Raw genomic sequence first — 18425 nt, 5'->3', positions numbered from 1 at the left:
CCACCGGGCCTCCGACCACGAGGAGCTGACCTTGTCCTTCCTGTCACGCCACATCGGACCGGACGCGGCCGAGACGCGGATAATGCTCGAGACGGTCGGTGCCGCCGATCTCGACGAGCTCGTCGCCCGCGCCGTGCCCGCCACCATCGCCGCGGACCGGCCCCTGCGGCTGCCGGCCCCGATGGCCGAGCACGAGGCGCTGAGCGCGCTGCGCCGGATCGCCGCCAAGAACCGGGTGATGACCCAGATGATCGGCCAGGGCTACGCGGACACCGTCACCCCGCCCGTGCTGCGCCGCAACATCCTCGAGAACCCGGCCTGGTACACCTCCTACACCCCGTACCAGCCGGAGATCTCGCAGGGCCGCCTCGAGGCCCTGCTGACCTTCCAGAACGCCGTCATGGACCTCACCGGCCTCGACCTCGCCAACGCGTCCTTGCTCGACGAGGCCACCGCCGTGGCCGAGGCCGTGCTGATGATGCGCCGGGCCAACCGGAAGTCCACGAGCCGGCGCGTCGTGGTGGACTCCCGCACCCTCCCGCAGACCCTCGCCGTGCTGCGGGGCCGCTGCCGGGCCGTGGGCGTGGAGCTCGTGGTCGCGGACCTCGCCGCGGGGCTGCCCGAGGGCGGGTGCTTCGGCGTGGTCCTCGCCCAGGTGGGCGTCGACGGCGACGTCGCCGGGCTCGCCGACCGCACCGAGGAGGCGCACGCCGCCGGGGCCCTCGTCACGGTGACGACCGACCTGCTCGCCCTGGCCCTGCTGCGCTCCCCGGGGGAGCAGGGCGCGGACATCGCCGTCGGCTCCGCGCAGCGCTTCGGCGTGCCCCTGTTCTTCGGCGGCCCGCACGCCGCGTTCCTCGCCTGCCGCAAGGGCCTCGAGCGCAACCTGCCCGGGCGCCTCGTGGGCGTCTCGGTCGACTCCTCGGGCCGGCCCGCCTACCGGCTGGCGCTGCAGACCCGCGAGCAGCACATCCGCCGGGAGAAGGCCACCTCCAACATCTGCACGGCCCAGGCGCTGCTGGCCATCGTCGCCGGGGCGTACGCCGCGTACCACGGCGCCGACGGGCTGCGGGCGATCGCCGAGCGCCTGCACGGACTCGCCGCGCGCCTCGCCGCCGGGCTGAGCGCGGCCGGCACCACCGTGGTCCACGACCGGTTCTTCGACACCGTCCTGGCCGAGGTGCCCGGCCGGGCCGACGCGGTCGTGGCCGCCGCGGCCGAGCGGGGGATCAACGTCCGCCGGGTCGACGCCGACCACGTCTCCGTGTCCGTGGGCGAGCCCCACGACGAGAGCGATGTCGACGCCGTGCTCGCCGCCTTCGGCGCCGCCCCCGCCGTGCCGGAGGCCGGGCCGGACGCCGCGCCCGGCACCGCGCCCGACGCGGCGTGGGAGCTGCCGGCAGCGCTGCTGCGCACCGACTCCTACCTCGTCCACCCGGTGTTCACCCTGCACCGCTCCGAGACCGCGATGATGCGCTGGCTGCGCTCCCTCGCGGACAAGGACCTGGCCCTGGACCGGACCATGATCCCCCTGGGCTCGTGCACGATGAAGCTCAACGCCGCCGCCGAGATGGAGCCCATCAGCTGGCCGGAGTTCGCCGGGATCCACCCGCTGGCCCCGGAGGACCAGACCCTGGGCTGGCGCGAGCTCATCGCCCAGCTCGAGGCGTGGCTGACCGAGATCACCGGCTACGCCGCGGTCTCCGTCCAGCCCAACGCGGGCTCCCAGGGGGAGCTCGCCGGGCTGCTGGCGATCCACCGCTACCACCTCTCCCGCGGGGACGCCCAGCGCACCACGATCCTCATCCCGTCCTCGGCCCACGGCACCAACGCGGCCTCCGCGGTGCTCGCGGACCTGAAGGTCGTCGTCGTGGCCACCGCCCCGGACGGCTCCGTGGACCTCGAGGACCTGCGGGCGAAGATCGCCGCGGTCGGCGACGAGCTCGCGGGGATCATGATCACCTACCCCTCCACGCACGGCGTGTTCGAGGAGCAGGTCACCGAGGTGTGCGCGGCGGTGCACGACGCCGGCGGGCAGGTCTACGTGGACGGCGCCAACCTCAACGCCCTGATGGGCCTGGCCCGGCCGGGGCGCTTCGGCGGGGACGTCTCGCACCTGAACCTGCACAAGACCTTCTGCATCCCCCACGGGGGCGGCGGGCCCGGCGTCGGCCCGGTGGCCGTGGCCGAGCACCTCGTGCCCTTCCTGCCCGAGGACGCCGCGGCCGTGGCCGGGGACCCGGACGCCGACGCGTTCCCGATCTCCCAGGCCCGCTACGGCTCCGCCGGGGTGCTGCCCATCTCGTGGATGTACATCGCCATGACCGGCGGCGAGGGCCTCACCGCGTCGTCGCGCACGGCGATCCTGTCCGCGAACTACGTCTCAGCGCGGCTCGCGGACGTCTTCCCGACCCTGTACACCGGTCCGGGCGGGCTCGTGGCCCACGAGTGCATCCTGGACCTGCGCCCGCTCACCAAGGCCTCCGGGGCGACCGCCGAGGACGTGTGCAAGCGCCTCATCGACTACGGCTTCCACGCCCCCACCCTCGCGTTCCCCGTGGCCGGGACCCTCATGGTCGAGCCCACGGAGTCCGAGAACCTCGCGGAGCTCGACCGGTTCGTGACGGCCATGCGCGCAATCCACGCCGAGATGGCCGCGGTGGCCGACGGCGAGGTCGCGCTGGAGGACTCCGTGCTGCGCCACGCCCCGCACACCGCCGAGGTGCTGACCGCCGACGAGTGGGGGCGCGCCTACCCGCGCTCCCAGGCCGCCTACCCGCTGCCCGAGCTGCGCCTGGCCAAGTACTGGGTGCCCGTGGGGCGGGTCGAGAACGCGGCCGGGGACCGCAACCTCGTCTGCAGCTGCCCGCCCGTCGAGGCGTTCGCCGCCGGCGCCGCCCAGGACGCGGAGGCGGCCCGATGAGCGCCCGGACCACCCCCCTGGAGGCGGCCCACCGCGAGGCCGGCGCCGTGTTCACGGACTTCGGGGGCTGGCAGATGCCGCTGAAGTACGCCAACGACGTCGCCGAGCACCACGCGGTGCGCCGGGCCGCCGGGCTCTTCGACCTCTCCCACATGGGCGAGGTCGCCGTGGAGGGCCCGCAGGCCGCGGCGTTCCTCGACGCCGCCCTCGTGTCCCGGCTCAGCACCCTGGCGCTGGGCCGGGCGAAGTACTCCCTGCTGGTGGACGAGGCCGGGCGCGTGCTCGACGACCTCATCACCTACCGCCTCGCCGAGGACCGGTACCTCGTGGTGCCCAACGCCGCGAACACGGCGGTGGTGCTGCAGGCCCTGCGGGAGCGCGCCGCCGGCTTCGACGTCGCCGTCGAGGACCGCACGGACGCCACGGCGCTCGTCGCCGTGCAGGGCCCCGCGGCCCAGGATGTCCTGCTCGCCGCCGGCTGCGCCGACCCGGACGCCGTGCGCGGGCTGCGCTACTACGCGTGCGTGCCCACCCGGGTGGCCGGAGTCCCCGCGCTCGTGGCCCGCACCGGGTACACGGGGGAGGACGGCTTCGAGCTCTACACCGCCCCCGAGCACGCGCGCACCGTGTGGGACGCGCTGCTCGCGGCGGGGGAGGAGCACGGCGCGGTCCCGGCGGGGCTGGCCGCGCGCGACTCCCTGCGCCTGGAGGCCGGGATGCCGCTCTACGGCCACGAGCTCGGTCCGGGGGTCACCCCGTTCGAGGCGGGCCTGGGCCGGATCGTCGAGACGGCGCTGCGGACCAAGGAGGAGTTCACGGGCCGGGCGGCGCTCGAGGCGCAGGCCGCGGCGCCGCCGCAGCGGGTGCTCGTGGGCCTGCGGGGCCTCACCCGCCGCCCCGTGCGCGCGGGCAACCCCGTGCTGGCGGCCGGGGACGTGGTCGGGGAGGTCACCTCCGGGGTGCCCTCCCCGACGCTGGGGCACCCGGTCGCCATGGCCCTCGTGCGCGCCGACGCGGCCGGGGCGGGCGCGGCCCTCGAGGTGGACGTCCGGGGCCGGCGCGCCCCCGTCGAGCTCGCGCGGCTGCCGTTCTACCGGCGGGGCTGAGGCCTCCGCGGGCGGCCCCGCGGGGCCGCTGAGATCCAGGGCACGAAATTCCTCATCCTACGGCCGGTGGGCGCTCGCGTCCACCGGCCGTGTGGACAGATCGGCGGACGGCGCCTATGCTGGACATTTGCGTTGTCCCTCATTCTGCGTGCCTTCATATAGCGGTGGGCGCCCCCGGGAAGCGAACCAGCAGATCAGGACGCTGGTCCTCGCGCTCCCGTAGACCCGATCGGGAACTGCGCGATTCAACTGCAGGTCTGTGGAAGGAATCCATCTTGGTCGCCTCGAGCACCGATTCGAACGTAACCGCTAACCGACCGGCCGACGGGAACATCCCGCGCCGCATCTCCTTCGCCAAGATCCACGAACCGCTGGACGTGCCGAACCTGCTGGCCCTCCAGACGGACAGCTTCGACCGTCTCGTCGGCAACGAGCGCTGGCAGGCACGCGTCCAGCAGGCCCTCGAGAGCGGCGAGAAAGGCATCGCCACGACCTCCGGCCTGGCGGACATCTTCGAGGAGATCTCCCCCATCGAGGACTTCCAGGGCACCATGTCCCTGTCCTTCTCGGAGCCCGAGTTCTACGAGCCCAAGTACACCATGGACGAGTGCAAGGACCGCGACGCCACCTACTCGGCGCCGCTGTACGTCAAGGCCGAGTTCATGAACAACAACACGGGCGAGATCAAGCAGCAGACCGTGTTCATGGGCGACTTCCCGCTGATGACCGAGAAGGGCACGTTCGTCATCAACGGCACCGAGCGTGTCGTCGTGTCCCAGCTCGTGCGCTCCCCGGGCGCCTACTTCGAGCGCGGCCAGGACCGCACCTCGGACAAGGACATCTACTCCGCGAAGATCATCCCCTCGCGCGGTGCCTGGTTCGAGCTCGAGATCGACAAGCGCGACCAGGTCGGCGTGCGCCTGGACCGCAAGCGCAAGCAGTCCGTGACCGTGCTGCTCAAGGCCCTGGGCTGGACCGAGGCCCGCATCCTCGAGGAGTTCGGGGACTACGACTCGATCCGCGCCACCCTCGAGAAGGACACCGTCGAGTCCCGCGAGGACGCGCTGCTGGACATCTACCGCAAGCTGCGCCCGGGGGAGCCGCCCACGGTCGACGCCGCGCAGGCGCTGCTCGACAACATGTACTTCAACTCGAAGCGCTACGACCTCGCCAAGGTGGGCCGCTACAAGCTCAACCGGAAGCTGGGCCTCGACAAGTCCTTCGACGACGACGACGCCTCCGTGCTCTCGGTCGACGACATCGTGGCGATGATCCGCTACCTCGTCACCCTGCACGCCGGCGGCGGGACGATCCAGGGCGTGCGCAACGGCGAGCCCCGCGAGATCGTCGTGGACGTCGACGACATCGACCACTTCGGCAACCGCCGCATCCGCGCGGTGGGCGAGCTGATCGAGAACCAGATCCGCACCGGCCTGTCCCGGATGGAGCGCGTCGTGCGCGAGCGCATGACCACCCAGGACGTCGAGGCGATCACCCCGCAGACCCTGATCAACATCCGCCCCGTGGTGGCGGCGATCAAGGAGTTCTTCGGCACCTCGCAGCTGTCGCAGTTCATGGACCAGAACAACCCGCTCGCGGGCCTGACCCACAAGCGGCGCCTGTCCGCGCTCGGCCCGGGCGGTCTCTCCCGCGACCGCGCCGGCATGGAGGTCCGTGACGTCCACCCGTCGCACTACGGCCGGATGTGCCCGATCGAGACCCCTGAGGGCTCCAACATCGGTCTCATCGGCTCGCTCGCGACCTACGGGCGGATCAACCCGTTCGGCTTCATCGAGACCCCGTACCGCAAGGTCGTGGGCGGCGTGGTGACCGACCAGGTCGAGTACCTCACCGCCGACGACGAGCGCGGGGTGACGATCGCGCAGGCCAACGCGCCGCTGACCGACGAGAACCGCTTCGCCGAGGACGCCGTGCTCGCGCGCGCCTCCGACGGCTCGGGCGAGGCCGTGCTGGTCGACCCCAGCGCCGTGCAGTACATGGACGTCTCCCCGCGGCAGATGGTGTCCGTGGCGACCGCCCTCATCCCGTACCTCGAGCACGACGACGCCAACCGCGCGCTCATGGGCGCGAACATGCAGCGCCAGGCCGTGCCGCTGCTCGAGTCCGAGGCCCCGCTGGTGGGCACCGGCATGGAGCGCTACGCGGCGCTCGACGCCGGGGACTCCGTGCTGGCCCGCAAGGCCGGCGTGGTCGAGGAGGTCTCCGCCAACCTGGTGCGCGTGCTCAACGACGACGGGACGACCACGGTCTACCCGATCAACAAGTTCGTGCGCTCCAACCCGGGCAACACCTACAACCAGCGCGTCATCGTCTCCGAGGGCGACCGCGTCGAGGAGCGCTCGGTCATCGCCGACGGCCCCTCGACCGACCACGGCGAGCTGGCCCTGGGCAAGAACCTGCTGGTCGCCTACATGTCCTGGGAGGGCCTCAACTACGAGGACGCCATCATCCTGTCCCAGCGCATGGTCTCCGAGGACGTGCTCACCTCGATCCACATCGAGGAGCACGAGATTGACGCCCGCGACACCAAGCTGGGCGCCGAGGAGATCACCCGCGACATCCCCAACGTGTCCGAGGAGGTATTGTCCGCCCTCGACGAGCGCGGCATCATCCACATCGGCGCCGAGGTCCAGGCGGGCGACATCCTGGTCGGCAAGGTCACCCCGAAGGGCGAGACCGAGCTGACCCCGGAGGAGCGGCTGCTGCGCGCGATCTTCGGCGAGAAGTCCCGCGAGGTCCGCGACACCTCCCTGAAGGTGCCCCACGGCGAGTCCGGCACGGTCATCGGCGTGCGCGTGTTCGACCGGGACGACGAGGACGACGACCTGCCCGCCGGCGTCAACCAGGTGGTCCGGGTCTACGTGGCCCAGAAGCGCAAGATCACCGACGGCGACAAGCTCGCCGGCCGCCACGGCAACAAGGGCGTCATCTCGAAGATCCTGCCGCTGGAGGACATGCCGTTCCTGGAGGACGGCACCCCCGTGGACATCATCCTCAACCCGCTGGGCGTGCCCGGCCGCATGAACCTCGGGCAGGTGCTCGAGGTGCACACCGGCTGGCTGGCCAAGCAGGGCTGGAACATCGAGGGCAGCCCGGAGTGGCTGAACAAGCTGCCGAACTTCCCGACGCAGTCCGGTCCCACCAACGTGGCGACCCCGGTGTTCGACGGCGCCCGCGAGGAGGAGATCTTCGACCTGCTCGACCACACCAACCCGACGCGCGACGGCGTCCGCCTGATCGACCGCTCCGGCAAGGCGCGGCTGTTCGACGGCCGCTCCGGCGAGCCATTCCCGGACCCGATCTCCGTGGGCTACCAGTACATCCTGAAGCTGCACCACCTCGTGGACGACAAGATCCACGCGCGCTCCACCGGCCCCTACTCCATGATCACCCAGCAGCCGCTGGGCGGTAAGGCGCAGTTCGGCGGCCAGCGCTTCGGCGAGATGGAGGTCTGGGCCCTCGAGGCGTACGGCGCGGCCTACACGCTGCAGGAGCTGCTGACGGTCAAGTCCGACGACGTGCACGGGCGCGTGAAGGTCTACGAGGCCATCGTCAAGGGCGAGAACATCCCCGAGCCGGGCGTGCCCGAGTCCTTCAAGGTGCTCATCAAGGAGATGCAGTCCCTGTGCCTGAACGTCGAGGTCCTCTCGGCCGACGGCAACACGATCGAGATGCGCGACTCGGACGACGAGGTCTTCCGGGCGGCCGAGGAGCTCGGCATCGACCTCTCCCACTCCGAGCCCAGCTCGGTCGAAGAGGTCTGAGCCCCTCCGCTCCACCCCGACGAGACGTCAAGCTTTCTAGAGAAAGAGATAAAGGACCCTCATGTCCAACGAATCTTCACTCGGACTCATGCGGATCGGTCTTGCGACCGCCGAGGACATCCGGACCTGGTCCTACGGCGAGGTCAAGAAGCCGGAGACCATCAACTACCGCACCCTGAAGCCGGAGAAGGACGGGCTCTTCTGCGAGAAGATCTTCGGCCCCACCCGGGACTGGGAGTGCTACTGCGGCAAGTACAAGCGCGTGCGCTACAAGGGCATCATCTGCGAGCGCTGCGGCGTCGAGGTGACCCGCGCCAAGGTGCGCCGCGAGCGGATGGGCCACATCGAGCTCGCCGCCCCCGTGACCCACATCTGGTACTTCAAGGGCGTCCCCTCCCGGCTGGGCTACCTGCTGGACCTGGCGCCGAAGGACCTGGAGAAGGTCATCTACTTCGCCGCCTACATGATCACGTCGGTGGACGAGGCCGCCCGCCACGACGACCTGCCGAACCTGCAGGCCGCCGTGGACCGGGAGAAGGCGCAGCTGGAGTCCACCCGCGACGCCGACATCGCGGCGATCGCCCGTGACCTCGAGACCGAGCTCTCCCGCGTCGAGGAGGAGGGCGGCAAGGCCGCGGAGAAGCGCAAGCTCCGCGACTCCGCCGACCGCCAGATGGCGAACGTGCGCAAGCGCGCCAACGTGGAGATCGACCGCCTCGAGCAGGTCTGGGACCGGTTCAAGAACCTCAAGGTCAACGACCTCGAGGGCGACGAGGCGCTCTACCGCCAGATGGTGGACCGCTACGGCATGTACTTCGAGGGCTCCATGGGCGCCGAGGCGATCAAGAAGCGCCTCGAGACCTTCGACCTCGAGGCCGAGGCCGAGTCCCTGCGCGAGACCATCGCCACCGGCAAGGGCCAGCGCAAGACCCGCGCCCTGAAGCGGCTCAAGGTCGTCAACGCGTTCCTCACCACGGACAACTCCCCGCTGGGCATGGTCCTGGACGCCGTCCCGGTGATCCCGCCGGAGCTGCGCCCGATGGTCCAGCTCGACGGCGGCCGCTTCGCCACCTCGGACCTCAACGACCTCTACCGGCGCGTGATCAACCGCAACAACCGCCTCAAGCGGCTGCTGGACCTCGGCGCCCCCGAGATCATCGTCAACAACGAGAAGCGGATGCTCCAGGAGGCCGTGGACTCGCTGTTCGACAACGGCCGCCGCGGCCGCCCGGTCACGGGCCCGGGCAACCGCGCCCTGAAGTCGCTGTCCGACATGCTCAAGGGCAAGCAGGGCCGGTTCCGCCAGAACCTGCTCGGCAAGCGCGTCGACTACTCGGGCCGTTCGGTCATCGTGGTCGGCCCGCAGCTGAAGCTGCACCAGTGCGGTCTGCCCAAGCAGATGGCCCTCGAGCTGTTCAAGCCGTTCGTGATGAAGCGCCTGGTGGACCTCAACCACGCGCAGAACATCAAGTCGGCCAAGCGCATGGTCGAGCGCTACCGCCCGCAGGTGTGGGACGTGCTGGAGGAGGTCATCACCGAGCACCCGGTGCTGCTCAACCGCGCCCCCACCCTGCACCGCCTGGGCATCCAGGCGTTCGAGCCGCAGCTCGTCGAGGGCAAGGCCATCCAGCTCCACCCGCTCGTGTGCGGCGCGTTCAACGCCGACTTCGACGGCGACCAGATGGCCGTGCACCTGCCCCTGTCCCCGGAGGCCCAGGCCGAGGCGCGCATCCTGATGCTGTCCTCGAACAACATCCTGAAGCCCTCGGACGGCAAGCCGATCGCCCTGCCCTCGCAGGACATGATCATCGGCCTGTACCACCTGACCACCGTCCGCGAGGGCGAGGTCGGGGAGGGCCGGTCGTTCTCCTCGGTGGCCGAGGCGATCATGGCGCACGACGCCGGGCAGCTGCACCTCAACGCGCTGTGCCGGATCGAGCTGGACGACTTCGTGCCGTTCGAGGGCTGGGAGGCCCCCGAGGGCTGGGAGCCGGGCCGGCCGGTGGTCGTGCAGACCACCCTGGGCCGCGTGCTGTTCAACGACACCCTGCCCGAGGACTACCCCTGGGACGAGGCCGTCGCGGACAAGAAGCACCTCTCGGCGCTGGTCAACGACCTCGCGGAGCGGTACCCGATGGTGACCGTCGCGCACACGCTGGACGAGCTCAAGGACGCCGGGTTCCACTGGGCGGCCCGCTCGGGCGTGACCGTGGCGATCTCGGACATCGCGACCCCGCCGGAGAAGCCCGCCATCATGGAGGGCTACGAGGCGCAGGCCGCGAAGATCCAGGGCCAGTACGACCGGGGTCTGATCGACGACGACGAGCGCCGCTCCGAGCTGATCGACATCTGGACGAAGGCCACCGACGAGGTCGCCCAGGCGATGCGCGACAACATGACCGCGCTGAACACCATCAACCGCATGGTGTCCTCCGGGGCCCGGGGCAACTGGATGCAGGTCCGCCAGATCGCCGGCATCCGCGGGCTCGTGTCCAACCCCAAGGGCGAGATCATGCCCCGCCCGATCAAGTCCTCCTACCGCGAGGGCCTGTCGGTGCTGGAGTACTTCATCGCGACCCACGGCGCCCGCAAGGGCCTGGCCGACACCGCGCTGCGCACCGCGAACTCCGGGTACCTCACCCGCCGTCTCGTGGACGTCTCGCAGGACGTCATCGTGCGCGAGGCGGACTGCATGACCGAGCGCGGCCTGGTCCTGCCGATCGCGGACGTGGCCGGCTCCGGGGCGCGCACGCTGCACGAGGACATCGAGAACACGGTGCACGGGCGCGTGCTCGCGGTGGACGTGGCCGACGCCAACGGCGAGATCGTGGCCGAGGCCGGTGCCGACCTCTCCGACGCGCTGATCCACGCCCTGTTCACCGCGGGCGTCGACACGGTGCGCGTGCGCTCCGTGCTGACCTGCGAGTCCGCGGTCGGCGTGTGCGCGTCGTGCTACGGCCGCTCGCTGGCCTCCAACCAGCTGGTGGACATCGGGGAGGCCGTGGGCATCATCGCGGCCCAGTCGATCGGTGAGCCCGGCACCCAGCTGACCATGCGCACCTTCCACACCGGTGGTGTCGCGTCCTCGGACGGTGACATCACCCAGGGTCTGCCCCGTATCCAGGAGCTGTTCGAGGCGCGCACCCCGAAGGGTGTCGCCCCGATCTCGGAGGTCGCCGGCCGGGTGACCATCGAGGACACCGAGAAGGCGCTGAAGCTCGTCGTGACCCCGGACAACGGGGACGAGGCGATCGCCTACCCGGTGCTGCGCCGCGCGAAGCTGCTGGTGGCCGAGGGCGACCACGTGGAGGTCGGCCAGCAGCTGGTCTCCGGCGCGGTCGACCCCAAGGAGGTGCTGCGCATCCGCGGTCCGCGGCAGGCGCAGAAGCACCTCGTGGACGAGGTCCAGCGCGTGTACCGCTCCCAGGGCGTGGGCATCCACGACAAGCACGTCGAGGTCATCGTGCGGCAGATGCTGCGCCGCGTGACGATCATCGAGTCCGGCGAGACCGACCTCCTGCCGGGCGAGCTCGTCGAGAACGTGCGCTTCCTGGAGGCGAACCGGAAGGCCGTCGCCGAGGGCAGCCGCCCGGCCGCCGGCCGTCCGGAGCTGATGGGCATCACCAAGGCCTCCCTGGCCACCGACTCGTGGCTGTCGGCCGCGTCCTTCCAGGAGACGACCCGCGTGCTCACGCAGGCCGCCATGGAGGGCAAGTCCGACCCGCTGGTGGGGCTCAAGGAGAACGTCATCATCGGCAAGCTCATCCCGGCCGGCACCGGGCTCGCGCGGTACAACAACATCGACGTGGAGCCCACGGACGAGGCGAAGGCCTCGCTGTTCACGGAGCCGGGCGCGTTCTCGGACTTCAGCTACGCCGAGGAGAACTCCGGGCACGCGCCCGCCGAGTTCCAGGCGATCCCGCTGGAGGACTACGACTTCGGCTCGAACTGACGCCGGCGTCGTGATCACCGCGTGATCACCGCATGATCACCACGGCAGCCCCGCCCCGGACCCCGGTCCGGGACGGGGCTGCCGCCGTCCCGGGGGCCGGGCGGCCCCGACCGGGCCCCCGGCCCCCACGAGAGGTCGGAGGACCATGGCCAACTCACCCACCGGGGAGTCCGTGCTCGAGCGGGTGGACCGGATCCTCGCGGCGTTCACCGCGGAGGACTCCCGGCTCACGGGCGGGCAGATCGCGGCCCTCACCGGCCTGCCCACCGCCACGGCCCACCGGCTGGCCCGCGACATGGCCCGCCGGGGCTGGCTCGAGCGGGTCGAGGGCGGCCACTACGTGGTGGGCACCCGGCTGTGGGAGCTGGCCAACCGCTCCTCCCGGGAGCTCGACCTCGCCCGCACGGCCCGCCCGTTCATGGGCGACATCCACGCCGCGCTGCGCCAGCACGTGCAGCTCGGCATCGTGGACGGCCGCGAGGTGCTCCTCGTCGAGCGGCTCTCGCAGCCCGGCGCCGTGCCCGTGCGGGCGTCCGTGGCGGGGCGGCTGCCCCTGCACCTGTCGGCCACGGGGCTGGTGCTGCTCGCCCACGGCCCGCGGGAGCACCAGCAGGCCTACCTGGAGGCCCCGCTCTCCTCGGTGACCGGGCTCTCGCCCACCGACCCCGCGGTGCTCGCCGCCGACCTCGAGCGCATCCGGGTGCAGGGCCACGCCGTGCAGACCGGCTACCTCGAGCCCGACACCACCGGCATCGCGGTCCCCGTGCGCGGGCGCGGCGACCAGGTCGTCGCCGGGCTCGGCGTCGTGACCCGCGCCGGGGATCCCGCCGCCCGCGCGGGCGCCATCGTCCAGGCCCTGCACACCGCCGCCCACGGCATCCGCCGGACGCTGCGCGAGACCGGGCGCTGAGCCCGGGCGGCCCGGCACCGACCCCGATCCCGTTGAACGGGACGAGTGTGGTGCCGCCCACAGGGCGCTGAGACACTGGACGCGGTCCATCGCCGTATCACCAGGAGCACTCATGGGCGCATCGCGCACCGTTGTCACCACCCAAGTCGGCATCGTCGGCGGCGGCCCCGCCGGCCTGATGCTCGCGCACCTGCTCGGCCGCGCCGGGATCGACAGCATCGTCGTCGAGAAGCGGGACAAGGACACGATCCACAACACCCACCGGGCCGGCATCCTCGAGTCGGGCACGGTGCGGATGCTCACCGACTCCGGCGTCGACGGGCGCGTCCTCACCGAGGGTCACGAGCACGAGGGCACCGTCCTGCGCTTCCAGGGACGGAGCCACCGCATCGACTTCAAGAAGCTCGTCGGCCAGTCCGTGTGGCTCTACCCCCAGAACGAGGTGTTCTGGGACCTTGCCGGGGCGCGGGAGCGCGACGGCGGCGACGTCCGGTGGGGGGTCGCCGACACCGAGGTCGCCGACCTCGCCACCGACCGGCCAAAGATCCGCTTCACCGACGCCGACGGCACCCCGGTCGAGGTCCGGTGCGAGATCCTCGTGGGCGCCGACGGCTCCCAGAGCATCTGCCGCCGGGCGATCCCCCAGGAGGAGCGCACCGACAACTTCATCCAGTACCCCTTCGCCTGGTTCGGCATCCTCGCCGAGGCCCCGCCGAGCGCCCCGGAGCTGATCTACGCCAACTCCGAGCACGGCTTCGCCCTGATCTCCTCGCGCAGCGAGACGGTCCAGCGCATGTACTTCCAGTGCGACCCCGAGGAGAACGTCGACGACTGGGACGAGGAGCGGATCTGGGCCGAGCTGCAGCGCCGCGTCGACGGGCCGGACGGGCTGCAGCTGCAGCGCGGGCCGATCTTCGACAAGACGGTGCTGAAGTTCCGCTCCTACGTGTGCGAGCCCCTGCGCCACGGCAACATGTTCCTCGTCGGCGACGCCGGGCACACCGTTCCCCCGACGGGCGCGAAGGGCCTCAACCTCGCGTTCTGCGACGTCCGCGTGCTGGCCCCGGCCCTGGTCGAGCACTTCCGGCACGGGGACGCGTCCGGTCTGGCCGGGTACTCGGCCAAGGCCCTGGAGCGGATCTGGAAGGCCCAGAACTTCTCCTACTGGGCCACCAACCTCATGCACGTCCAGCCGGGGGAGAACCCCTTCAACCAGAAGCGCCGGCTCGGCGAGTTCCGCGCGATCACCTCCTCCGAGCACGGCTCCGCCTACTTCGCCGAGTCGTACACGGGCTGGCCCGACGACTGACCCACCACCCGGCCGCCCCGGCGGCCGTCCCGGATCCCAGTGTTGCGTCACAGATGTTCGCTATGCGAACAGTTGTACGGATGCTGTATGGGTGCGCTATGGTCGGAGAGTTCTCCCGCAGCGCACCCCCGGCCGGCCGCCGCGCCCGCCACGACCCACCCGCCACTGCTGCAGAACAGAGGAGCCGACCATGGCAGAGGAAGACCGGAGCGACATCGAGAGCGCCTTCGTGCCCGTCGCCTGGAGCAAGGGGGCCGACGACGCCGCCGAGACCCAGGCCGACCTGGACCGGGAGATGGCCGGGATCGTCGCCGACTACGAGGCCTCGGGCGCCGTCGAGACGCAGCCGCGCCTGGACTACGCCCCGTACCGCAGCTCGATCCTGCGCCACCCCACCAAGGACCCGCACCACGCGGACCCGGAGACCATCGAGCTCCACGCCCCGGCCTTCGGGCAGCGGGACGTGCACCCGCTCGAGTCCGACCTGACCATCCAGTCCGGCGGGGAGCCGATCGGCGAGCGGATCAAGATCCGCGGCCGCGTCCTCGACGGCGACGGCCGGCCCGTGCGCAACCAGCTCGTGGAGATCTGGCAGGCCAACGCCGCCGGGCGCTACATCCACAAGCGGGACCAGCACCCGGCCCCGATCGACCCGAACTTCACGGGCGTGGGCCGGTGCCTCACCGGTGACGACGGCTCGTACGAGTTCCTCACCATCAAACCGGGCCCGTACCCCTGGAAGAACCACCACAACGCCTGGCGGCCCGCGCACGTGCACTTCTCCCTGTTCGGCACGGACTTCACCCAGCGGATGATCACCCAGATGTACTTCCCGTCCGATCCGCTGTTCGCCCTGGACCCGATCTACCAGTCCATCGTCGATCCCAAGGCGCGCGAGCGGCTCGTGGCCGCGTACGACCACGGGACCTCCGAGCACGAGTGGCTGCTCGGCTACCGCTGGGACATCGTGCTCAGCGGCTCCAACCGCACCTGGACGGAAGGCGACTCCGATGTCTGAGAACTCCTCGACCACCAAGCTCGTGGCCACTCCCGGCCAGACCGTCGGCCCCTTCTTCGGCTACGCGCTGCCCTACGAGAAGGGCGAGCAGCTCGTGCCGCTCGGGCACCCGCGGGCGGTGCGCCTGCACGGCGTGGTCACCGACGGCGCCGGCGCCGTCGTCCCCGACGCGCTGCTCGAGATCTGGCAGGCCGACGAGGAGGGCGGCGTCCCCACCGCGGACGGCTCCCTCGTGCGCGACGGCTACACCTTCACCGGCTTCGGCCGCGCCGCCGTGGACAACGCCGGGCACTACACGTTCACCACGCTGAACCCGGGCCCCACCGAGCCGGGCAAGGCCCCCTTCATCGCCCTGACGCTCTTCGGCCGCGGGGTGACCAACCGGCTGTTCACGCGCGTGTACCTGCCCGAGGACGCCGAGGCGCTGGCGAGCGACCCGCTGCTGAGCTCCCTGCCGGAGCAGCGGCGGCGCACGCTGATCGCCGAGCGCGAGGCCGACGGCTCCCTGCGCTTCGACATCCGGCTGCAGGGGGAGGGGGAGACGGTCTTCCTCACCTACCCCAACCTCGAGCGGTGACGCCCGTGCAGGGGCCCGGGCCGCACGGCCGGGGCCCCTGCACCCCCGGTGCGGCCGCGGACGGCGTCCGCGGACCGGCGCACGACGACCCCCCCGGACCGCGGTCCGGACGACTTCCCAGGAGGACGCGCATGAGCGACGTCGGGCTGCTCAGCCCCGGGGCCCACCGCGGCGCCGAGCACACGGACGACACCGCGGTGCTCCAGGCGCTGCTCGACGCCGAGGCGTCGTGGGTCGCCGCCCAGGCCTCGGCCGGTCTCGCGCCCGCCGGCGCCGCCGCCTCCGCGCGGGCCGCCGCCCGCGCCGCCGACTACGACGCCGCGGACGTGGCCCTGCGCGCCGAGGGCGGCGGCAACCCCGTGATCCCGCTGCTCGCCGACTACCGCCACCGGCTGGGACAGCTGGACCCCGCCGCCGTGCGCTTCGTCCACCGCGGCCTCACCAGCCAGGACGTCATGGACACCGCCCTGATGCTGCTGGTCCACCGCGCCGCCGAGCCGCTCACCCGGCAGCTGGCCGCCGTCCAGGAGTCCCTCGCCCGCCTCGCCGCCGCCCACCGCGGCACCGTCCAGGCCGCCCGGACCCTGACCCAGCACGCCCTGCCCACCACCTTCGGGCTCAAGGCCGCGCACTGGCTCGCCGGGCTGCAGGACCTCGAGGAGGACCTCGGACGGCTGCGCCGCCTGCCCGTCTCCTACGGCGGGGCCGCGGGCTCCCTCGCGGCGAGCCTCGCCCTGTTCCCGGACGCCCCCGACGCCGACGTTCGCGCCCTCGACCTGGCCCGGCGCTGGGCCGGCGAGCTCGGCCTCGTCCTGCCCCCGCACGTGTGGCACACCGCCCGCCGGCCCGTGCTGCGGGCCGGGGACACCCTCGCAGCCGTCTGCTCGGCGCTGGGGCGGATCGCCAACGACGTCCTGCTGCTCAGCCGCCCCGAGCTGGGGGAGCTGCGCGAGCCCGCGGCCGAGGGCCGCGGCGTGTCCTCCGCGATGCCCCAGAAGCAGAACCCCGTCCTGTCGGTGCTGCTCAAGCGCACCGCCCTGAGCGCCCCCCAGCTCGCCGCCCAGCTCCACGTCGCCGCGTCCCTCGTCGTCGACGAGCGCCCCGACGGCTCCTGGCACACCGAGTGGCCCGCGCTGCGGGAGCTCGCGCGCCTGGCGGTCGCGGCCTCGTCGCACGCGGCCGAGCTGACCGGGGGCCTCGTCGTGGACCCGGCCCGGATGCGTGCCAACCTCGACGCCTCGGGCCCGGCCGTCCTCGCCGAGCGGATCAGCGCGGCGCTCGCCCCCCTGCTGCCCGCCGCCGACGGCGCCACGGGCAAGCAGCGGGTGCAGGCCGTCGTGCGGGAGCACGCCACCGACCGGGCCGGCATGGCCCGGGCCCTCGTGCGCCTCGCGGAGGGCGCCGCCCTGCCCGGCGGGCGCCCCGTCGACGAGTCCTTCGTGGCCGGGCTGCTCGACCCCGCCGGCTACCTCGGCGCCAACGACCTGCTCATCGACCAGGTGCTCGAGCGGCACCGCCGCGGCGCGAACGATCGTCCGTCCACGTCCCGGACCACTCCAGGAGACCCCGCATGACCGTCCCCGTCCTGACCCTGGTCGAGTTCACCGACCGGCCCGCCCCCTCGTCGCAGGCGCCCCTCGTGGTGCTCGGCCCGTCGCTGGGCACGTCCGCGGCCTCCCTCTGGTCCGGCGTCGCGCGGCGGCTCGCCGGGGACCTCCGCGTCGTCGGCTGGGACCTGCCCGGCCACGGCGGCTCCGCCCCGACGGACGACCCGTTCACGATCGCCGAGCTCGCCCGGGGCGTGCTCGCCGCCGTCGACGGCCACCTCCGGTCCCTCGGCGAGCCGGTCGAACGACCGTTCTGCTACGCGGGCAACTCCATCGGCGGCTGCGTCGGCCAGCAGCTGCTGCTCGACGCGCCGGAGCGCGTGCACGCCGCGGTCCTGCTGGGGACCGCCGCCCGGGTGGGTGAGCCCGCCGCGTGGGCCGAGCGCGCGCAGCTCGTGGCCGCCGCGGGCACGCCCACCCAGGTGACCGGCTCCGCGCAGCGCTGGTTCGCCCCCGGCTTCATCGAGCAGGACGCCGTCACCACCACCGGACTGCTCCACGACCTCCAGGACGCCGACCGGTTCTCCTACGCCCGCGCCTGCGAGGCCCTCGGCGCGTTCGACCTGCGGGGGCGCCTGGGCGGGGTCCGCACCCCGGTCCTGACCGTGGCCGGCGCGCACGACGTCGCGACCCCGCCCGAGGCCGTCGCCGGCGTCGCCGAGGCCACCGGCGGGCGCGCCGTGGTGCTCGCCGGCGCCGCGCACCTGATCCCCGCCGAGGCCCCGCAGGACGTGGCGCGCCTGCTGGCCGAGCACTTCAGCCCCCACCTCTGCCGCGGCACCGAAGGAGCACGAGCATGAGCAGCAACCCCTCCCGCACCGAGCGGCAGGCCCACGCCGACGGCATGGTGGTGCGCCGCGAGGTGCTCTCCGACGCCCACGTGGACCGCGCCGAGGCGACCAAGGACGAGTTCACCGCCGAGTTCCAGGACTTCATCTCCCGCTACGCGTGGGGCGAGATCTGGACCCGCCCCGGCCTGGACCGCCGGATGCGCAGCGCCATCACCCTCACGGCACTGATCGCGGCCGGGCACTGGGAGGAGTTCGAGATGCACGTGCGCGCCGCGCTGCGCAACGGCCTGACGCGCGACGAGATCAAGGAGATCCTGCTGCAGTCGGCGATCTACCTCTCCGTGCCCGCCGCCAACAACGCCTTCAAGCACGCCCGGCAGGTCCTCGACGCCCTCGACGCCGAGGGCGGGCGCGCCGCCGCGGACCCGACCCGCCCGTGACCGACGA

Annotated in this window: 11 protein-coding genes; all 11 read left to right on the top strand. The window is 72.3% G+C overall.

Annotated elements, in window-relative coordinates; translation table 11 throughout:
* The first annotated feature begins 31 nt into the window (after nt 1–31).
* Nucleotides 32–2923, top strand: coding sequence for an aminomethyl-transferring glycine dehydrogenase (gene gcvP, locus ACYSMR_RS05375; protein ID WP_461747588.1), 2892 nt, complete (start codon nt 32–34; stop codon nt 2921–2923).
* Nucleotides 2920–4029 carry a glycine cleavage system aminomethyltransferase GcvT gene (gene gcvT / locus ACYSMR_RS05370; protein WP_461747587.1) on the top strand — a complete coding sequence of 370 codons (1110 nt, stop codon included), beginning with the start codon at nt 2920–2922 and terminating at the stop codon, nt 4027–4029. The genes gcvP and gcvT overlap by 4 nt, the downstream gene beginning before the upstream one ends.
* A 275-nt stretch (nt 4030–4304) precedes the next feature.
* A complete protein-coding gene (rpoB, locus tag ACYSMR_RS05365; RefSeq protein ID WP_309125180.1) occupies nt 4305–7814 on the top strand; it encodes a DNA-directed RNA polymerase subunit beta in 3510 nt (1169 codons plus the stop codon).
* Between the two features lie 61 nt (nt 7815–7875).
* Nucleotides 7876–11766 carry a DNA-directed RNA polymerase subunit beta' gene (locus tag ACYSMR_RS05360; RefSeq protein WP_251332944.1) on the top strand — a complete coding sequence of 1297 codons (3891 nt, stop codon included), beginning with the start codon at nt 7876–7878 and terminating at the stop codon, nt 11764–11766.
* Nucleotides 11767–11911: 145 nt separating this feature from the next.
* Nucleotides 11912–12676: an IclR family transcriptional regulator gene (locus tag ACYSMR_RS05355; RefSeq protein ID WP_251332945.1), complete on the top strand. Its 765-nt coding sequence runs from the start codon at nt 11912–11914 to the stop codon at nt 12674–12676.
* A 112-nt stretch (nt 12677–12788) separates the two neighbouring features.
* Nucleotides 12789–13985, top strand: a complete 1197-nt coding sequence (locus ACYSMR_RS05350; RefSeq protein WP_251332946.1) for a 4-hydroxybenzoate 3-monooxygenase — start codon at nt 12789–12791, stop codon at nt 13983–13985.
* Between the two features lie 190 nt (nt 13986–14175).
* Entirely contained in the window at nt 14176–15003 is an 828-nt protein-coding gene (gene pcaH, locus ACYSMR_RS05345) for a protocatechuate 3,4-dioxygenase subunit beta (RefSeq protein ID WP_309125516.1), read from the top strand.
* Nucleotides 14996–15580 (top strand): protocatechuate 3,4-dioxygenase subunit alpha, encoded by a 585-nt coding sequence (gene pcaG, locus ACYSMR_RS05340; RefSeq protein WP_309125517.1) that lies wholly within the window; start codon nt 14996–14998, stop codon nt 15578–15580. Before pcaH ends, pcaG begins: the two co-directional genes overlap by 8 nt.
* A gap of 131 nt (nt 15581–15711) precedes the next feature.
* On the top strand, nt 15712–17154 hold the full coding sequence (locus ACYSMR_RS05335; RefSeq protein WP_461747586.1) for a lyase family protein: 1443 nt from the start codon (nt 15712–15714) through the stop codon (nt 17152–17154).
* Nucleotides 17151–17987: an alpha/beta fold hydrolase gene (locus ACYSMR_RS05330; RefSeq protein WP_461747585.1), complete on the top strand. Its 837-nt coding sequence runs from the start codon at nt 17151–17153 to the stop codon at nt 17985–17987. The genes ACYSMR_RS05335 and ACYSMR_RS05330 overlap by 4 nt, the downstream gene beginning before the upstream one ends.
* The gene (gene pcaC, locus ACYSMR_RS05325; protein ID WP_251332951.1) at nt 17984–18418 is read left to right on the top strand and encodes a 4-carboxymuconolactone decarboxylase; all 435 of its coding nucleotides are present in this window, start codon (nt 17984–17986) and stop codon (nt 18416–18418) included. The genes ACYSMR_RS05330 and pcaC overlap by 4 nt, the downstream gene beginning before the upstream one ends.
* The last annotated feature ends 7 nt before the right edge of the window (nt 18419–18425 follow it).

The organism is Kocuria sp. U4B (assembly GCF_054875615.1).
The sequence above is the reverse complement of the archived record's forward strand: the minus strand, read 5'-3'. Positions and strand labels throughout refer to the sequence as shown.

What these genes read in the sequence shown, in the direction of transcription:
- gcvT (WP_461747587.1), top strand. Translation starts at nt 2,920, where the DNA reads ATGAGCGCCCGGACCACCCCCCTGGAGGCGGCCCACCGCGAGGCCGGC.
- ACYSMR_RS05360 (WP_251332944.1), top strand. Translation starts at nt 7,876, where the DNA reads ATGTCCAACGAATCTTCACTCGGACTCATGCGGATCGGTCTTGCGACC.
- ACYSMR_RS05355 (WP_251332945.1), top strand. Translation starts at nt 11,912, where the DNA reads ATGGCCAACTCACCCACCGGGGAGTCCGTGCTCGAGCGGGTGGACCGG.
- ACYSMR_RS05350 (WP_251332946.1), top strand. Translation starts at nt 12,789, where the DNA reads ATGGGCGCATCGCGCACCGTTGTCACCACCCAAGTCGGCATCGTCGGC.
- pcaH (WP_309125516.1), top strand. Translation starts at nt 14,176, where the DNA reads ATGGCAGAGGAAGACCGGAGCGACATCGAGAGCGCCTTCGTGCCCGTC.
- pcaG (WP_309125517.1), top strand. Translation starts at nt 14,996, where the DNA reads ATGTCTGAGAACTCCTCGACCACCAAGCTCGTGGCCACTCCCGGCCAG.
- ACYSMR_RS05335 (WP_461747586.1), top strand. Translation starts at nt 15,712, where the DNA reads ATGAGCGACGTCGGGCTGCTCAGCCCCGGGGCCCACCGCGGCGCCGAG.
- ACYSMR_RS05330 (WP_461747585.1), top strand. Translation starts at nt 17,151, where the DNA reads ATGACCGTCCCCGTCCTGACCCTGGTCGAGTTCACCGACCGGCCCGCC.
- pcaC (WP_251332951.1), top strand. Translation starts at nt 17,984, where the DNA reads ATGAGCAGCAACCCCTCCCGCACCGAGCGGCAGGCCCACGCCGACGGC.